Raw genomic sequence first — 14,629 nt, 5'->3', positions numbered from 1 at the left:
TAATCAGATACTGTTTTACAATCTATGCGGAGGCGTCCTATTACATGCTTTCGTTCTTCAAAATGACGAATTGGCAAACTGAATTGACAACCATCCGCAAGACCCTTCATAATAAAGGAAAAACAGGAGAAAAATGATCTTCTTCTCCTGCTTTTCAAGGCGAACTTCACATCATATGAAATAGGCAGCGATAGAAACAAAGGGATAAGGGGGAGCTTATATGAGAACGGTCATTATGATGGGCGTCATCATTACGTTTTTAGTATCCATTTTCACAGCTGGCTACGAAGGCAAGCCTGGTAAATGAAGAAAAGGATGTTCCATGAGCGGAACATCCTTTTTCATTTAATTTGTTGTTTTTAGCACCTACATATTTACTGTCCTTTGATTTTTTCAATATGTCAAAAAATAGACTAAACAAGTCATATTTTGTTCCTTATCTCATATAAAAAAGCCGAGATAGGCATCCCGGCTTTCATCATGACCTTATATCAGATCTCGATATTGCTGCTGGCGAAGTGCCTCATACACAAGAATTGCTGCCGTATTCGATAGATTCAGAGAACGAACATGTTCTGTCATCGGTAAACGAAGGCAGCGGTCCATATTCCGCTCGATCAAATCTTTCGGCAATCCACTTGTCTCCCTGCCAAAAACGAAGAAGTAATCTTCATCTAACTGAGAGTAATCAAATGTCGTATGCGGCTTTTGACCAAATTTTGTGATATAGAAGAATTGTCCCTTCGGATGTGCCTCAAACAATTCATCAAGTGAATCATGATAGACGACATTGGCATATTTCCAATAATCGAGTCCTGCACGCTTCAGCATTTTATCATCTGTCGAAAAACCAAGCGGACGAATCAGATGAAGGGTTGTATTTGTTGCTGCACATGTACGCGCAATATTTCCAGTATTAGCTGGAATCTCTGGTTGATATAAAACGACATGAAGTCCCAAAAAAGTTCACCTCTAATTTTCTTTTCCGCTCAACATTATACCATTAACTATCCTTCGCGGCATCGTCCAAAATGTGAAAAAACGTATAACGAATAGCAGGAGTATAGGCAGTCGAATCCTCATACGACCAATAACGCATACGGCTGTCATATGTCTGAGCATTCACAAGAGGCATTCCGCCTTTATCGTGATCGACGACAATGGTTGTATGATTATACCTGCCATCTCCCTCAAAATCGTAGCAAATGACATCACCAATTTGAAGCTCCTGTGCTTCTGTGAGTTTCTTTGCTCTTAAACCCGCTTTCGAATTCGCTAAATAATTTTTCATCGAATGAGCCACCGTCCAGCTATAGCTCCACGTGTGCGGCCGCACCCACCAGCCAGATCCGCGGTTCGGATACCCTCTCGTTGGCGCATTCCCTGCCTTCAAGCATTGTGAAATAAAATTCGTGCAGTTATCTTCGAAGTTTTTATAGGCGGGATTTCGTTTATTCCAATACGTCTCCGCATATTGTACGGCTGCCCGCCGGTCATAGTGAAAGGCTCTCCCAAACTGTTCTTCGGTCTGAAAGCGCTCATCCACCTGCTCTTCCATTTGACGTTCTTCTATCATCAACCGGTCTTTCACAAGCATGTCGTTGTAAAGGAACGCTTCTCTTTTTTCTACCTGCTCCTCTAAATAAAAAGAATCGTCTACATCCTTGCATACATAAGTGAGATGAGCGAGATACTGCACATGCTGAGCCCCGTCATCCTGAATCGTTGAATCAAGAAGTGTTGCTTTCGCCTTCGCCTTGACAATCTCCACCTGTCTTCTAGCAAAAAGCTCTTTTTTCCGTTCGACTGCTTCCACATCAGACATGAGCTGCGGCTGTTTGATTGCACTCCCATTTAATAAATAACCAAGCCTGTCTTCTAATGTTTGCTCTAATAATTGTTTCACACAGACACCACCAAACTTTTTTAAAATCTCTGTTTGGTTCATTCTATGTTCACAGGGACGTTATTTAGTATTTAAAGGTGTCTGTAAAAACTCAATCCCTTTGACAATTTCCTGTTTCGCTTCCTCATCGCTTTCCCGCTCAAGGGCTTTTTCCAGCTCTGGGAGCAGCTCCTCATCGCCAATTTTCCCTATTGCCCAAGCAGCCGTGCCCCGAATAACAGGCCGTGGATCCTTGTGCATCAAATCAATCAACACGGGTAAGGCAGATGTATCTTTAAAGTGAGCAAGTGCCAAAATCGCATTTCGCTGAATTGGCTTTTTCCCCCGCCATGAACCTGAAACATGACCGTATTTTTCCTTAAACTCACGATTACTGATCGTAAGAAGCGGCTTTAAGAGCGGCTTCGCAATTTCAGGGTCCGGCTCCATTTCAGGATGCAGGTGAAAGTCCTTCCCTTTATTGATCGGGCAGACGATTTGGCACGTATCACACCCATACAATCGATTTCCTATTTTCGAACGAAATTCGTCAGGCAAAAATCCTTTTGTTTGCGTTAAAAAGGAAATACACCGTTGAGAATTCAGCTGTCCTGGATTCACAAGTGCACCAGTTGGACACGAATCTACACATTTATTACACGTTCCGCACTGGTCTTCAATTTTTTCATCCGGTTCAAATGGGACATTTGTGATCATTTCAGCCAAATACACATAAGACCCAAACTCTGGCGTGATAATCATACAGTTCTTCGCACTAAAACCTATGCCAGCGCGTTCCGCTACTGCACGATCAGATAGTTCTCCTGTGTCCACCATTGATTTTGTCCGTATATCGACATGTTTACTCCGCAAGAATTCTTCGAGCATATCAAGCTTTTTTTTCAGCACAACATGGTAGTCTGTTCCCCAAGAAGCACGGCAAAAGATTCCTCTTCTTGCATCCTTTGTACTTCGAGGAGCACCTTTCATTTTGGAAGGATACGCGAGCGCTATCGCAACAATTGATTTGGCCTTCGGAAGCAGCAAAGAAGGGTTTGTTCGCTTCTCTATATCAGGCTCTTCAAAGCCTGACAAATACCCTAACGATTCATGTAAGATGAGGCGGTCTTTTAATGAATCAAATGTATCAGCACTTGCAAATCGGATTTTATCGACACCAATTTCTTTCGCATATTGAATCAATTCTTCTTTTAATTCTCCAACATGAATCACCTTGCAAACCTCCTTTCTTTGTTTCTCCTGTTGTTTTCAGTATAATACGAGTGTATCATGACCGATTGGAGTGAGTCACTGTGAAGATACATATGGAAATTTCTCATCCTGACAACCCGTCTATCCATGTTGGACAGATTGAATATTCGCATATTGAAGTTGGCACATCCCCTCAAATGTTAAAAGGCCGGCTCCGCCTGTTTCAAGAATCTTTATTTTTTGAATACGAAGATAAAGTATTAGAAGAAGTACCAGCAATCAAAGAATGGACGGACCTTTTAAAAGACGTTCCTTTCCTGCCAATTCTTGCTGATATCCAAAAAGAACGATTTATTGACTCGACCAATTCCGTACAGGATTTGTCGATCTTTTTCTCTTTAAAATATTTCTTGCCTATCCTAACATTCGATGCTGATCGTCTAGAAGAGCCGCTTTCACTAGCAAAACATGAGAGTGGTCACATTGAATGGCAGGACAACGCAGGACTTAAAGGATTATTTTCTCAACCAAGTAAAGCCCACATTTCTCAAGACACAAAAAACATTTTGCAAATCATCCTGTTTCCGCCATCTATTTCCCGGGAAAAGAGTGAAGCTCTCATCCAATCCTTGACGAAGATGTTTGTACAAATACATGGTGGAGAAAGTAAATATGAACTTATTGAAAAAGCACTGTAGCTTGACAGTGCTTTTTCACATTATACTGACATAATAAAAAACGCAACACTTCGTTTATCTAAGAAACGAAATACTGCGTTATAAACAAAATTATGTATTGGAGCGGGTGATGAGAATCGAACTCACGACATCAGCTTGGAAGGCTGAGGTTTTACCACTAAACTACACCCGCATCAATAAGCAACGTCATCGCGTTGACTTTTATTATGTTACAACTTTCTTAACAATTCGTCAAGAGAATATGAAGATTTTTCGTCAAAAAACTTCATATTCTCCGTATATATTACGATAGTTATTTATCGAGCTGGATATAAAATAAGTAGGCATGTGACTTATTCTTCAGCGCTTGCTTTGGATTTTTCTCAATCTCTTCAAGCATCGGTGAATTTCCGTCTTTCCCCATTGCCGCTGTATACGCAATCAGTGCCTTTCCTCCAGAAGAGACTTTGACAGTTTCAGATTGTGCAGAAAAAACATAGTCACTTACTTTGAACGGAAAGCTTGCTGTCGCTTTTGTCATTCCCTCGTTCTTGTTGTCAGACCACATACTAAATTGTGATTCATATGTATCTTTCTCATGCTTTAATTGTAAGAGCACATTCATCGTTTGGTCGGTTCCATCTTGATGTAAAGTAAAGGTGGCAGATGATGCTTCCTTGTTAGCTAATCGGCCATGTTTGTAATGACTCCCGATAAACGTAATACTCTTATCCTTCTTCGTTAATCCTTTTAATGTCAAAGCCACCATTTCATTAGTGGTTGATGCTTCTAGTAAGCTCTTTTCTTTTTTTGTCAGTTTCATTTGTTCGATGGTTACTTGCTTCTTAGTAGCAAGCTCCGTATTTATTGTTGATACCGTCTTCTCGGTTTGCGTGGTTTCTTCAGCCTTCTCACCGCATCCTGCTAATAGAAAAACAGTGAATATAAGAACACTCCATTTTTTTAACATTGAGATCCCCTTTGATGTTTTTTATTTTCTATTATACTAAAATTTGGTTGGACATACAAAAAAAGATTAGGAGAATTCTCCTAATCTTTCGTTTTTTTCTGCTTCATGGCTGATAAGATAGCCACAATGAGAAAACTCGCGGCAAAAATCACAATCATATAAATAAAAAAGTTTGGCTTGATTTGAAAAGTAAATGCGGATGAACCTTCCATCTCAAAAGCGAGACTGTTAAATAATAAAGCATCGTTCGTTTTTGATTGAAATAAATGATAGAACAATACACCGATTGTCAGCATCGGAAAGCCTAAAAACCCCAGAAAACCACCAACAATAGCACCTTGTTTCATCGCCTGTACGTTCATGATCGTTGTCCTCCCATTCCCCCAAGCAATAGCTGCTTCATAATGGATTTACCATCCCCCATAAACGGAAGAAGATAGAGTAATTGAATAAAATATGTGATTGAAAAAATAAAGAAGCCGGTCGAGATTGGATTTTCTTTTAGACATAATACGGTCACAATGATCCCTGCTGCTCCGATCACACCTGGGACAAGCGGCCCAAGCAGCGTAATCCATACCTGCTTCTTCTGAAACGGATCTAATACTGGTCTTACAAATTTCACAGACATCATATCACTCGCAAAAAAGCCTTGTGGACCATCCCTTCCCGCAAATTTTCGATGCGCATAGCCGTGTGCTGCCTCATGTAATGCGGTCCCGGTAATTAATCCAAAATATATAATTGTAAAATAAATCGCAATGGCTGCAATCGACCGGTCAGGAATGAATAAAAAAGCGATTCCTGCCATGACCATAAATAGTATCCAGAAAAAGATGATTTTACGCGTCACCATGAGTAATGCTGTCCCAAAAATATGAAGGAACGAGTGACCAGTGCAATCAAATCGTTCCTTCATTTTCACTTGATACTGCTTGAAAAATTGACAGCAGGCTGTCACAATCCGATATGGTGATTGATAATGAATAGACAGTAAGTGGTGCTGATTCAACCCCATTATCAGTTGATAAAAGTCACGAGAAATCACAGACTCATCGACCTGAAACAAATCGGCGAGCTCTGCGGTAATACTCGCTTCTGTCCTTTTGCCATCTACTTTCGTTAACATATGATAGGCACTTTCATTAATCGGGAGTGTGCTTCCATACTGCGTATCCGTGAGATGCCTCTTTTGTAAGGTCACATACGGCGCGAGAGCCGGTACCCGCTCAATCTTTAGCTTATTGTTAAGAAGTTGAATCATGTGAATACCTCCATGAAAAACCTTTGTATATGGCAAAGATGAGCAGACCTTCAAATGCAGCTACAAGCAGCCATTGAAGCGTTTGACTCGACTCCCCTATGACATAGTTTCCAATAAAAACAATCGGAATCATGAGTAAAATAAGTGCTCCAAATGAAAAAATGCCTGTGTAGGGATTGTTCCGATCAAGCGGAAGTAAAATACCTACCACATAAAAGAGCGCAGTAGCATTGCATAAGACAGCGGCCCCAATCAATACGTTCCAAACCTGATCAGGAAGCGTCAGCGTTGTCAGCATGAAGATTGCAATTTGCAGTACACCAACAAGCAAAAGCCCGATAAACTTATACAGAGCCACTTCCCACGATCTTAGACCAAATGTTTTGTACATCCCCAGCATTCGTTTATCATTGCCAAATGAATTGAAGGCGGTTAATCCAGCAAGAGCGCAGAGAACAAAAAACGCTTCTTCTTCAAAGCGGAACCCAAACTGATAACGGACGAATAAGATCACAATGAGGAGTATGAGAAAGTTTAAAATGTTTTCTTCATTTCGCACCTGTGATTTCATTTCCTTTACAATAAGTGACCATTTTTTTGAAGAAGAGAACGGCAGTTTATTTAAAAAGGTTAACGCTTTTTTCTCTGCCATAATCGGCATCATCGCAAGAGAAAGAAATGCGCCGCCCGCCGATAAAAGGATGACCAGGATCAAAATTGCATAGTTTATCCCTTCAGGAGACATTCCTTGAGCCGCTAAGAAAAATGGTGCTGTAAAATACATCAAATGATAATCAAACTGTATATATGATTGCTGAATTTGATTGATATCAAAATGCGTCATTCCATACGCTACAACCAGTGCTAATAAAACAAAGATCGCTGCAAATTTTTGCAACGGTAATTTTAATTTCAGAACGACCAAATAGGTCATATTATAAATGAGTTGCAAAAACATTAAGACAAAAAGCGATTGCAAAATCACCATCAAAAAGAACGTAAAGATAAAGAAAATACCTATTCCCTGGGCAATAAAATTAGGTAACAGCAGAATACCGATAAAAAATAAAACAAGCCCTGCCACCACTGTCACCATCGGAATAAAGTATCCGAGGCTTTTCTGAAAGGTAGACAGCGGGAACCAACTGAGCTGCATAGAAAAACGGTCTTGCTCAGGCGTCCTGACTTTGATCAAAATGAATAACAGGCTTGTAAAGATGGATGCATTGATCGCCATTGACACAACGAGTAATCCAAGTGAACGTTCATCGCCATTTAAGAATGCCTTCATAAAGACACCCGTAAAACTGTATCCGATGATGGCGCCCATTGTCACTGCAAACAAAAAGAATAAGATCACAATGATCCGCTTCGTCTGAGTATCAAAGAGCTTATTCATCTCCTGCTGCCACATTTTAAGCATCATTCTAGAAATGATTAATGATTTCATCAAAATGTGCACCCCTATCACTTAACATTGAAGCTTTCAGAAACACCTGTTCCAATGTGCTTGATTGATACTTCTCCTTTAAGGCTGAGACCGTTCCTTCATCCATTTTAATTCCCTTAGAAATAATGGCGATTTTATGGCACAGCTCTTCCGCTGAAAGCATATCATGCGTTGAAAGCAAGATCGCACCATGGTGCTCGGTATAACGTTTCATCAGTTTCTTTGTGTTTATAACCGCTTCAATATCAAGTCCTCTAAAGGGCTCATCCATGATCACCAATTGACTATCAAGCATAAAGGCCGCAATCAGCTGTGTCTTTTTTTTCATACCATGTGAATAGGTTTCAATCGGTCTTGATAAAGCCGAGTCCATATCAAACAGTTCAATTAGTTGATTTCTTCTATGAATTGTTTTACATTCATACATAGAAGAAACAAAATCTAAATATTCAGCACCAGTCAATGCTTCAGGGAGTAGCAGATCATCTGGAACATAGGCTACTTGTTTTTTAAAGGATGGTTCGTCATTTGTGACGTCCTGCAAAAGAATCGTTCCTTCTGTATGCTTAATGATGCCGAGTATACAGTTAATCATCGTTGTTTTACCGGAACCATTCGGTCCAGCAACAGCAACGATTTGATGAGGGTCGATTTTTAAATGAAAATCTTTGACAGCAGTCACGTTATTTTTATACGTCTTGGTTAATTTCTCGATCGTAAACATATAACCTCCAAGTGTCTGCATATTCTTTAAAAACAGATCAGGCTAAACCGCCCGCCACAGACGGTTTAGCCCTGGTGTCATTTCATAGAAGTAAAAAGATGAATCCTAAGTATAGCTACTTACATTCAATTTGGACTTTTAAGCCACTTTCCCACTGAACGGCTCCTGTAAAGCTACCCTTGCCGTTTGCTAAACACCAAACTGCTGCTCCTAGAACAACTGTTGCTCCCAATCCAAGAAGGACAGCAACAAATACTAAGAACCAAGCTTGGTCCATAATAGCAGGCTCCATAGTGGAATAGTCAACTTGCGGCGCTGCATAAGTCATACTTTTCACCTCCCAGCTTATGATGATCGTATCATAGGCTTCACTCTCCAAACATCAACAGAAGATCCCATTTTTGACCGAACATACTTTCGGACAAAATGTGACTTTTTATTCAATTCTTCACTTTTAAGTGTAGGACCCCTATCTAATTAGCTAGTTTTTTGCAATCCATAAGAACCACAAAACCCATATAATGTCAATTAAACCAGCTTTTTTCTTCTTTTTTTGAAATAGTCCTTATTTATCAATCCCTTTATATATTCTTTCTTTTTTGTGAAATAGAAAGAATTCCCCCGATATATCAGATAAAAAAGTCCTAATTATATGTCGTTATCACACCATTTATGAAATATTTACTGATAATTCCGACAAAAGAGTGAGCGTATTTTCCTTCTTCTCTTGTCACTTAAAATATGTATATACAAGAAAGCCCCTTGGGAAAAAAGCCCTTTCCTTTCTTGAGTCACATCCAACATATGACTCGCTTCTTTCTATGGAAGAGCAACTTACTGCATAGGCATTCCTATGATTTCACTAGCTGGCAATGATTTATTACTTTCAAAAAAACTGATCCGCACTCTCTAATGAAACAATCCCTCTTTACATCAACATGTCCACACCTTTCCTCATTGAAATAAAAAAAGTCCATCAACTTTATTTATTATTTTTTTCAGATTTATCTAAAAAATGATTGACCAGGCACGAAACAACATTTATAGTCTTATTAAATATTTCTTATCAAACTAGTTGGTTTTATTTAGTAAAAGGAGGATACACACATGTCAGAAGAACGTTCATTCCGTTTAGAAACAAAAGCCATTCACGCAGGTCAGGAGCTTGATTCAGCTACCTATTCAAGAGCCGTTCCTATTTACCAAACAAGCTCTTTCGGTTTTAGAGATAGCGAGCATGCGGCGAATTTATTCGGACTGCAGGAACCCGGAAATATTTATTCTCGCATTATGAACCCTACAAATGATGTCTTTGAAAAACGGATCGCTGAGCTTGAGGGCGGCATTGGTGCACTTGCTGTCTCTTCTGGACAAGCAGCGACCACTTATTCTATTTTAAACATTGCAGGAGCTGGTGACGAAATTGTCTCCTCCAGCAGCCTTTATGGAGGCACATACAATTTATTTGCCCATACACTCAAAAAGCTCGGCATTACAGTGAAATTTGTTGATTCGTCCAATTTAGAAGAACTCGAAGCCGCGATTACAGACAAAACGAAGGCAGTATATGCAGAGAGCATTGGGAATCCTAAAGGCGACATTCTACATATTGAAGCCATCTCAGCCATTGCACACAAGCACCATATTCCGCTTATTGTGGACAATACGCTCGCAAGTCCCTATTTATTGAGACCGATCGAATTTGGTGCAGACATTGTCGTCCATTCCGCTACGAAATTCATTGGCGGTCATGGTACATCAATTGGCGGTGTCATTGTCGATAGCGGCAAGTTTCCTTGGGCCGACAGTGATAAGTTCAAAGGGCTGACTGAACCAGATCCAAGTTATCACGGTCTGACGTATACTGAAGCAATTGGAGAAGCGGCTTATATCACAAAAGCACGTGTACAGCTCTTACGGGATTTAGGAGCAGCCTTGTCACCTTTCAACTCATTTTTACTTCTGCAAGGCCTAGAAACTTTGCATCTGCGTCTCGAGCGGCATAGTGAAAATGCATTAAAAACAGCGCAGTTCTTACAAGATCACCCTCTTGTAGATTGGGTAAGCTACCCAGGTCTTGAAAGCCATGAATCTCATGAGCTTGCTCAAACCTATTTGCCAAAAGGACAAGGCGCCATTCTCACATTTGGTATTAAAGGTGGACGAGAAGCTGGTAAAAAGCTCATTGATTCTGTTAAGCTGTTCTCACACCTTGCAAATGTAGGCGATTCTAAATCACTGATTATTCACCCTGCCAGCACAACGCATCAGCAATTAAGTGAAGCAGAACAAAAAGCGACAGGCGTCACACCAGAGCTCATTCGTTTATCTGTTGGAACAGAAGCGATTGAAGACATTATTGCAGATCTTGAACAGGCGATCACAAAAAGCCAGGCTGAATGAAAATAAAAAAAGCACACCTCTGTGTGCTTTTTCTATTTTATTCATTATTAAGTAGTCGAACGTCTTGGAAAGGGTAAAACACAAATGATGTCGTTCCTTGAATATCACTCTTTGTAAAAAGACCTAAGCCATTGCGGCTGTCCATTGAGTTTTGACGATTGTCACCCATGACAAAATACTTGCCTTTTGGAACGGTAAGAGGGCCAAAATCAGGTGTCAGCAAGGTCCCATCTGCGGCTGCTTTCTTTTTGTTTGACGCTAAGTAAGGCTCCGCCACTTTTTGACCATTGACATATAGCTGGTCATTTTTCATTTCAATTTTATCACCAGGTAAACCAATTAATCTTTTGACATAATGAGTGCTGCGGTCTTCCCCATCAAGAACAATAATCTGTCCCCGTTTGTAATCGCCGAAATAATCAACCGTCTTATTCACAAAAACCCGCTCTGTATCTTGTAATGTTGGTTGCATAGAAGTCCCTTTTACAATGTACGGTGCGAATAAAAAGTTACGAATGATAAAAACAGCAATGAATGCAATTAAAATTGCTTTGAGCCAGCCCCATACTTCTGATTTCTTTTTTTGTGTTTTTGTATTTGTTGTCATAAGCTCCTCCTGAAATCCCCTAGGACGAAATGAGTTCCGCTAGCTGCACGCCAGCATCACGCTTGTATCACCCTAAATATAAACATATTTTGCCAACAAATCAAGCGATGAGAGAGAAAAAGGCAAGCACCCTTCTGTGCTTGCCCAAAACTCAGTTACTTAGTAGAAGAATCCTCTTCTTTTTCTTTTGATTTACCATAGAAATAATCAGATGGATTCACTGGTTTAAAATCAGACAGCTTATGGAATCGAAGAAGATCCCTATAAAGCACTTTATCTGAAAGGCTTAACTGATTATCGACACGGGCTTTAATCGCCTCTGTCTTTTTATTTTGTTTCACAACTTTACCTGTTTTTGTATCGTAGACAGTGTTATCTACAAGTGTATATTTTGGTGTCACATAGTTTCCGTTACGGAATGCAACAGTTTGATCATGCTTCTTAGAGAATAGATCTGTTCCAAAATTCACATACTCATTTGAATCAATACCTTGTAAGTGAAGAAGCGTAGGCATCACGTCTACTTCACCACCATACGTATGGTTCACGCCGCCCTGTTTGCCAGGAATACGAATCATGAGTGGTACACGCTGGTTTTGTGCATTTTGATAAGGTGTAATTTCTTTCCCTTGAATTTCACTCATTGCACGGTTATGGTTTTCAGAAATACCGTTATGATCACCATATAATAAAATGACAGAGTCTTTATACATACCTGATTTTTTCAAGTCTTTAAAGAATTGCTCTAATGACTCATCTAGATATCTTGCTGTTTGGAAGTAGTTATCTACTGTTTTGTCACCAGTTGTTGCCTTAGCAATCGTCGCATCTTTTTCATCTAAATTAAATGGATAGTGATTAGTCAATGTCATTAAATGTGCATAAAATGGTTTTTTCATTGATTTTAGCATCGGGATTGATTCTTTGAAGAATGGTTTATCCTTTAGACCCATATTCACAAGATTTTCTTCATCCATGTTGTAATATGAAGCATCGAAGAATTGATCATATCCCATATGCTTATAAATCGTGTCACGGTTCCAGAAAGATTTGTAATCCCCGTGAAGCACTGCGCTCGTATAGCCTGCTTTTTGATCTAGGATGGCAGGGAGTGATTGGTAAGTATTTTCACCTTTTGTCACAAACGCTGCTCCCTCTGGCAAGCCGAACATACTATTATCCATCATTAGCTCAGCATCAGCTGTCTTTCCTTGACCTGTCTGATGGAAGAAGTTATCGAAATACGTAAAGTCCTCTTTACCATGAGCCAGTTTGTTTAAAAACGGTGTCACTTCTTCTCCATTTAGTTTGTAGTCAATTAAGAAAGACTGGAAGCTTTCTAAATGGATTTTAATAATGTTTTTCCCTTTAGCTTTACCGAAATACTCTGCGTTTGGCTTTGCATAGTGAGAAGCTGTATAGTTTACAACATCCGTTAAATCTTCACTGCTCGCATTTGCTACCTGTGTTGCATTTTGTGCTGATTGTACTCCATCATAAATCGTATAATTATAAACACCTAAATATTTGACAACATACTTGTGATCAAATGTTCTTGTTAATAATTCTGGACGGTCCTTTTCAGCTAAATGAAGGTTTACAAAGAACAGTCCTACACCTGTAGCCACAATCAACAGTGCAAATGTCTTTTTCATTTGGAATTTCTTCACTTCTGGTCTCCAAATCACAATCGCAATCAAGATAATAATATCAAGGAAATACAAAAGGTCATGCGGCTTAATACTAGATAACACACCGCCAGTCATGCCTCCTCCAAGATTGCCTGCTTGCTTCATTGTGGAGAAAGTCAAAAAGTCATCAAAGAAACGGTAGTACGCTACATTCGCATATAAAAGTGCGGTCATAATAAAGTCAATGACAATTAAAACAATGGCAGATTTACGACCCTTCAAAAAGAGAGCCAGTCCCAAAAACACAATGGCTGAACTAAATGGATTTAATAAGAGAAGACCCTCTTGAAAAGAACCTTTCACTCCTAAATTAAAGTCCATTTTGTAGGCTGCGTACGATTTCGCCCAAAATAAAAGGACAGCCAATACAAAAAAGCTATATTTGTTCGCAAATATTTTTTTCATAAAACCTCTTCTTTCTTAATTATCGTTCTGATATAAATGAAATCATAAAAAATTTACATTGATTTTGCAAATGTAAATCTTCTTCACCAAGCATTCCGATGCTCTGTTTCCGCCGGATATATGTGCTCCTTTAATATAACGAATGAGAAGCATCATAGGTTTCAAAAAAAAATACGAGTAAATAAAAGGAAAAATATCCATTTACATTTCATTTACACACACTTTGCAATTCAATAGATGAAGAAGGGTTTGTAAATCACTCATTACTACTTTACTTTTTTCATCTATTCATGTCAAAGTAATTATAAAGAAAAGGAAGAATCACCTAGGCTTTTCGACTCATTTACCCAAATATATACAAAATTCGATACATAACATATTCGTATTTATTGTGACTCAACCTCCAGCCATCCATGTATTTTCTCTCCTTCTGACAATCTAAAAAAGTTTTAAGCAAAAAAAGCTTGATTTCTCCTCCTGATGTACGGTGTGATAAACATATAGATTTTCAACAAATCAGGCTGGAGGACATCACATGAAACATAACAAACAAATGAACGCATTTGAAGAACGATTTTCAGAAGAAATAGACCACATCATTGCTGTCACAGGACCTTCAGGAGTAGGTGCAGGAAAAGCCGGACAGGAATCTCTTTGGACCGCTTCTATTCCACTGATTGCATGGAAGGAAAAAGACCTCATCAAAACCGAAAACATAAGGCTCTGCTGGTTAACAGATGAAGAGGGATTAAGGGAAAAGCAGGCACAATTACATAAAGAATCAATCATGACACTTCAGGTCCGAAAAGGTGAAGGTGAGTTCATGCTTGTATCACTCATCGATACAGATACACAGGATGAAGAGCTGCAAGAGATACTAGAAGAAGCCAAAAAACCTGTCTTTTATCATAATGACCTGCTGGGCACCTTTGAATTAGTGAAAGGACTAGACTTATTTGAAACAACGATCCAGTGGAGTAATCAAGAATGCCTGCTCTACTTTAACCTCGAAGAAGATGAAAAAGTAAACGACTCTCTTCGAACCGCTAGACAACTCATGAAAGAGCAGACTACATGGGATGCTTCTATTAAATCATTTGCAGCAAATCAGCTGCTTGAATTAGCTAAAGACTGGCAGGAGCAAGATGACTCCTCTGAAACACAAGAAGAGCTCACACTGGATCAATTTATGAGCCGCATCTCACTTAAAAGTCTGCATGCTTACCCAGATGGAGAGTTTGAAGTCTACTGTCATGACGGTGATTTATTTTGGGGACATGTCATCATTGTCTCAGGCAATATCAATGGCACGTTTCAAGATGCCCACATTGCAGGCTAAAG

Annotated in this window: 14 protein-coding genes and 1 tRNA gene; 3 read left to right on the top strand and 12 right to left on the bottom strand. The window is 39.4% G+C overall.

Features of this window, described 5'->3' with window-relative positions; translation table 11 throughout:
* Nucleotides 1–486: 486 nt before the first annotated feature.
* The 3 genes from trmL to queG are packed head-to-tail and all read right to left on the bottom strand — an operon-like array spanning nucleotide 487 to nucleotide 3,115.
* Nucleotides 487–960: a tRNA (uridine(34)/cytosine(34)/5-carboxymethylaminomethyluridine(34)-2'-O)-methyltransferase TrmL gene (gene trmL / locus MHI11_RS04645; RefSeq protein WP_003211950.1), complete on the bottom strand. Its 474-nt coding sequence runs from the start codon at nucleotides 958–960 to the stop codon at nucleotides 487–489.
* 43 nt (nucleotides 961–1,003) lie between these two features.
* Complete coding sequence (locus MHI11_RS04640) at nucleotides 1,004–1,906, bottom strand: amidase domain-containing protein (protein ID WP_282060478.1); 903 nt, start codon at nucleotides 1,904–1,906, stop codon at nucleotides 1,004–1,006.
* A 60-nt stretch (nucleotides 1,907–1,966) separates the two neighbouring features.
* On the bottom strand, nucleotides 1,967–3,115 hold the full coding sequence (gene queG / locus MHI11_RS04635; RefSeq protein ID WP_340962286.1) for a tRNA epoxyqueuosine(34) reductase QueG: 1,149 nt from the start codon (nucleotides 3,113–3,115) through the stop codon (nucleotides 1,967–1,969).
* An 83-nt stretch (nucleotides 3,116–3,198) separates the two neighbouring features.
* Between queG and MHI11_RS04630 the strand changes: the two genes are divergently transcribed.
* Nucleotides 3,199–3,795: a hypothetical protein gene (locus tag MHI11_RS04630; RefSeq protein ID WP_340909629.1), complete on the top strand. Its 597-nt coding sequence runs from the start codon at nucleotides 3,199–3,201 to the stop codon at nucleotides 3,793–3,795.
* Between the two features lie 98 nt (nucleotides 3,796–3,893).
* Here the strand turns inward: MHI11_RS04630 and MHI11_RS04625 are convergent.
* The 7 genes from MHI11_RS04625 to MHI11_RS04595 all read right to left on the bottom strand — a co-directional run bounded on the left by MHI11_RS04625 (nucleotide 3,894) and on the right by MHI11_RS04595 (nucleotide 8,510).
* Nucleotides 3,894–3,967: transfer RNA gene (locus MHI11_RS04625), tRNA-Gly, on the bottom strand.
* Between the two features lie 120 nt (nucleotides 3,968–4,087).
* Nucleotides 4,088–4,744, bottom strand: coding sequence for a hypothetical protein (locus MHI11_RS04620; protein WP_340909626.1), 657 nt, complete (start codon nucleotides 4,742–4,744; stop codon nucleotides 4,088–4,090).
* 80 nt (nucleotides 4,745–4,824) lie between these two features.
* Nucleotides 4,825–5,106: a hypothetical protein gene (locus MHI11_RS04615; RefSeq protein ID WP_144525838.1), complete on the bottom strand. Its 282-nt coding sequence runs from the start codon at nucleotides 5,104–5,106 to the stop codon at nucleotides 4,825–4,827.
* Nucleotides 5,103–6,008, bottom strand: a complete 906-nt coding sequence (locus MHI11_RS04610) for a PqqD family protein (RefSeq protein WP_340960528.1) — start codon at nucleotides 6,006–6,008, stop codon at nucleotides 5,103–5,105. Before MHI11_RS04610 ends, MHI11_RS04615 begins: the two co-directional genes overlap by 4 nt.
* Nucleotides 5,992–7,458 carry a hypothetical protein gene (locus MHI11_RS04605; protein WP_340909621.1) on the bottom strand — a complete coding sequence of 489 codons (1,467 nt, stop codon included), beginning with the start codon at nucleotides 7,456–7,458 and terminating at the stop codon, nucleotides 5,992–5,994. The genes MHI11_RS04610 and MHI11_RS04605 overlap by 17 nt, the downstream gene beginning before the upstream one ends.
* Complete coding sequence (locus MHI11_RS04600) at nucleotides 7,436–8,182, bottom strand: ABC transporter ATP-binding protein (protein WP_044141631.1); 747 nt, start codon at nucleotides 8,180–8,182, stop codon at nucleotides 7,436–7,438. The genes MHI11_RS04605 and MHI11_RS04600 overlap by 23 nt, the downstream gene beginning before the upstream one ends.
* 115 nt (nucleotides 8,183–8,297) lie before the next feature.
* Nucleotides 8,298–8,510, bottom strand: coding sequence for a hypothetical protein (locus MHI11_RS04595; protein ID WP_003211695.1), 213 nt, complete (start codon nucleotides 8,508–8,510; stop codon nucleotides 8,298–8,300).
* Nucleotides 8,511–9,289: 779 nt separating this feature from the next.
* On the opposite strand from MHI11_RS04595, the gene MHI11_RS04590 reads away from it, so the two are divergent.
* Nucleotides 9,290–10,585 carry a homocysteine synthase gene (locus tag MHI11_RS04590; protein WP_340909615.1) on the top strand — a complete coding sequence of 432 codons (1,296 nt, stop codon included), beginning with the start codon at nucleotides 9,290–9,292 and terminating at the stop codon, nucleotides 10,583–10,585.
* Between the two features lie 37 nt (nucleotides 10,586–10,622).
* On the opposite strand, the gene lepB is transcribed toward MHI11_RS04590, so the two are convergent.
* Both lepB and MHI11_RS04580 read right to left on the bottom strand, forming a co-directional pair.
* Nucleotides 10,623–11,192 carry a signal peptidase I gene (gene lepB, locus MHI11_RS04585; protein ID WP_044141633.1) on the bottom strand — a complete coding sequence of 190 codons (570 nt, stop codon included), beginning with the start codon at nucleotides 11,190–11,192 and terminating at the stop codon, nucleotides 10,623–10,625.
* A gap of 155 nt (nucleotides 11,193–11,347) precedes the next feature.
* Nucleotides 11,348–13,288 (bottom strand): LTA synthase family protein, encoded by a 1,941-nt coding sequence (locus MHI11_RS04580; RefSeq protein ID WP_106064876.1) that lies wholly within the window; start codon nucleotides 13,286–13,288, stop codon nucleotides 11,348–11,350.
* A gap of 535 nt (nucleotides 13,289–13,823) precedes the next feature.
* Between MHI11_RS04580 and MHI11_RS04575 the strand changes: the two genes are divergently transcribed.
* On the top strand, nucleotides 13,824–14,627 hold the full coding sequence (locus MHI11_RS04575) for a DUF2262 domain-containing protein (RefSeq protein WP_340909607.1): 804 nt from the start codon (nucleotides 13,824–13,826) through the stop codon (nucleotides 14,625–14,627).
* Nucleotides 14,628–14,629 lie beyond the last annotated feature (2 nt).

The organism is Bacillus sp. FSL K6-3312, from assembly GCF_038007485.1.
Taxonomy (GTDB): Bacteria; Bacillota; Bacilli; order Bacillales; family Bacillaceae; genus Bacillus; species Bacillus pumilus.
This window is presented reverse-complemented; position numbering and strand designations above follow the sequence as displayed.

Coding starts and splice junctions, on each gene's coding strand:
- MHI11_RS04600 (WP_044141631.1), bottom strand. CDS start 8,182: ATGTTTACGATCGAGAAATTAACCAAGACGTATAAAAATAACGTGACT.
- MHI11_RS04575 (WP_340909607.1), top strand. CDS start 13,824: ATGAAACATAACAAACAAATGAACGCATTTGAAGAACGATTTTCAGAA.
- MHI11_RS04610 (WP_340960528.1), bottom strand. CDS start 6,008: ATGATTCAACTTCTTAACAATAAGCTAAAGATTGAGCGGGTACCGGCT.
- MHI11_RS04595 (WP_003211695.1), bottom strand. CDS start 8,510: ATGACTTATGCAGCGCCGCAAGTTGACTATTCCACTATGGAGCCTGCT.
- MHI11_RS04605 (WP_340909621.1), bottom strand. CDS start 7,458: ATGAAATCATTAATCATTTCTAGAATGATGCTTAAAATGTGGCAGCAG.
- MHI11_RS04590 (WP_340909615.1), top strand. CDS start 9,290: ATGTCAGAAGAACGTTCATTCCGTTTAGAAACAAAAGCCATTCACGCA.
- MHI11_RS04580 (WP_106064876.1), bottom strand. CDS start 13,288: ATGAAAAAAATATTTGCGAACAAATATAGCTTTTTTGTATTGGCTGTC.
- MHI11_RS04620 (WP_340909626.1), bottom strand. CDS start 4,744: ATGTTAAAAAAATGGAGTGTTCTTATATTCACTGTTTTTCTATTAGCA.
- MHI11_RS04615 (WP_144525838.1), bottom strand. CDS start 5,106: ATGAACGTACAGGCGATGAAACAAGGTGCTATTGTTGGTGGTTTTCTG.
- lepB (WP_044141633.1), bottom strand. CDS start 11,192: ATGACAACAAATACAAAAACACAAAAAAAGAAATCAGAAGTATGGGGC.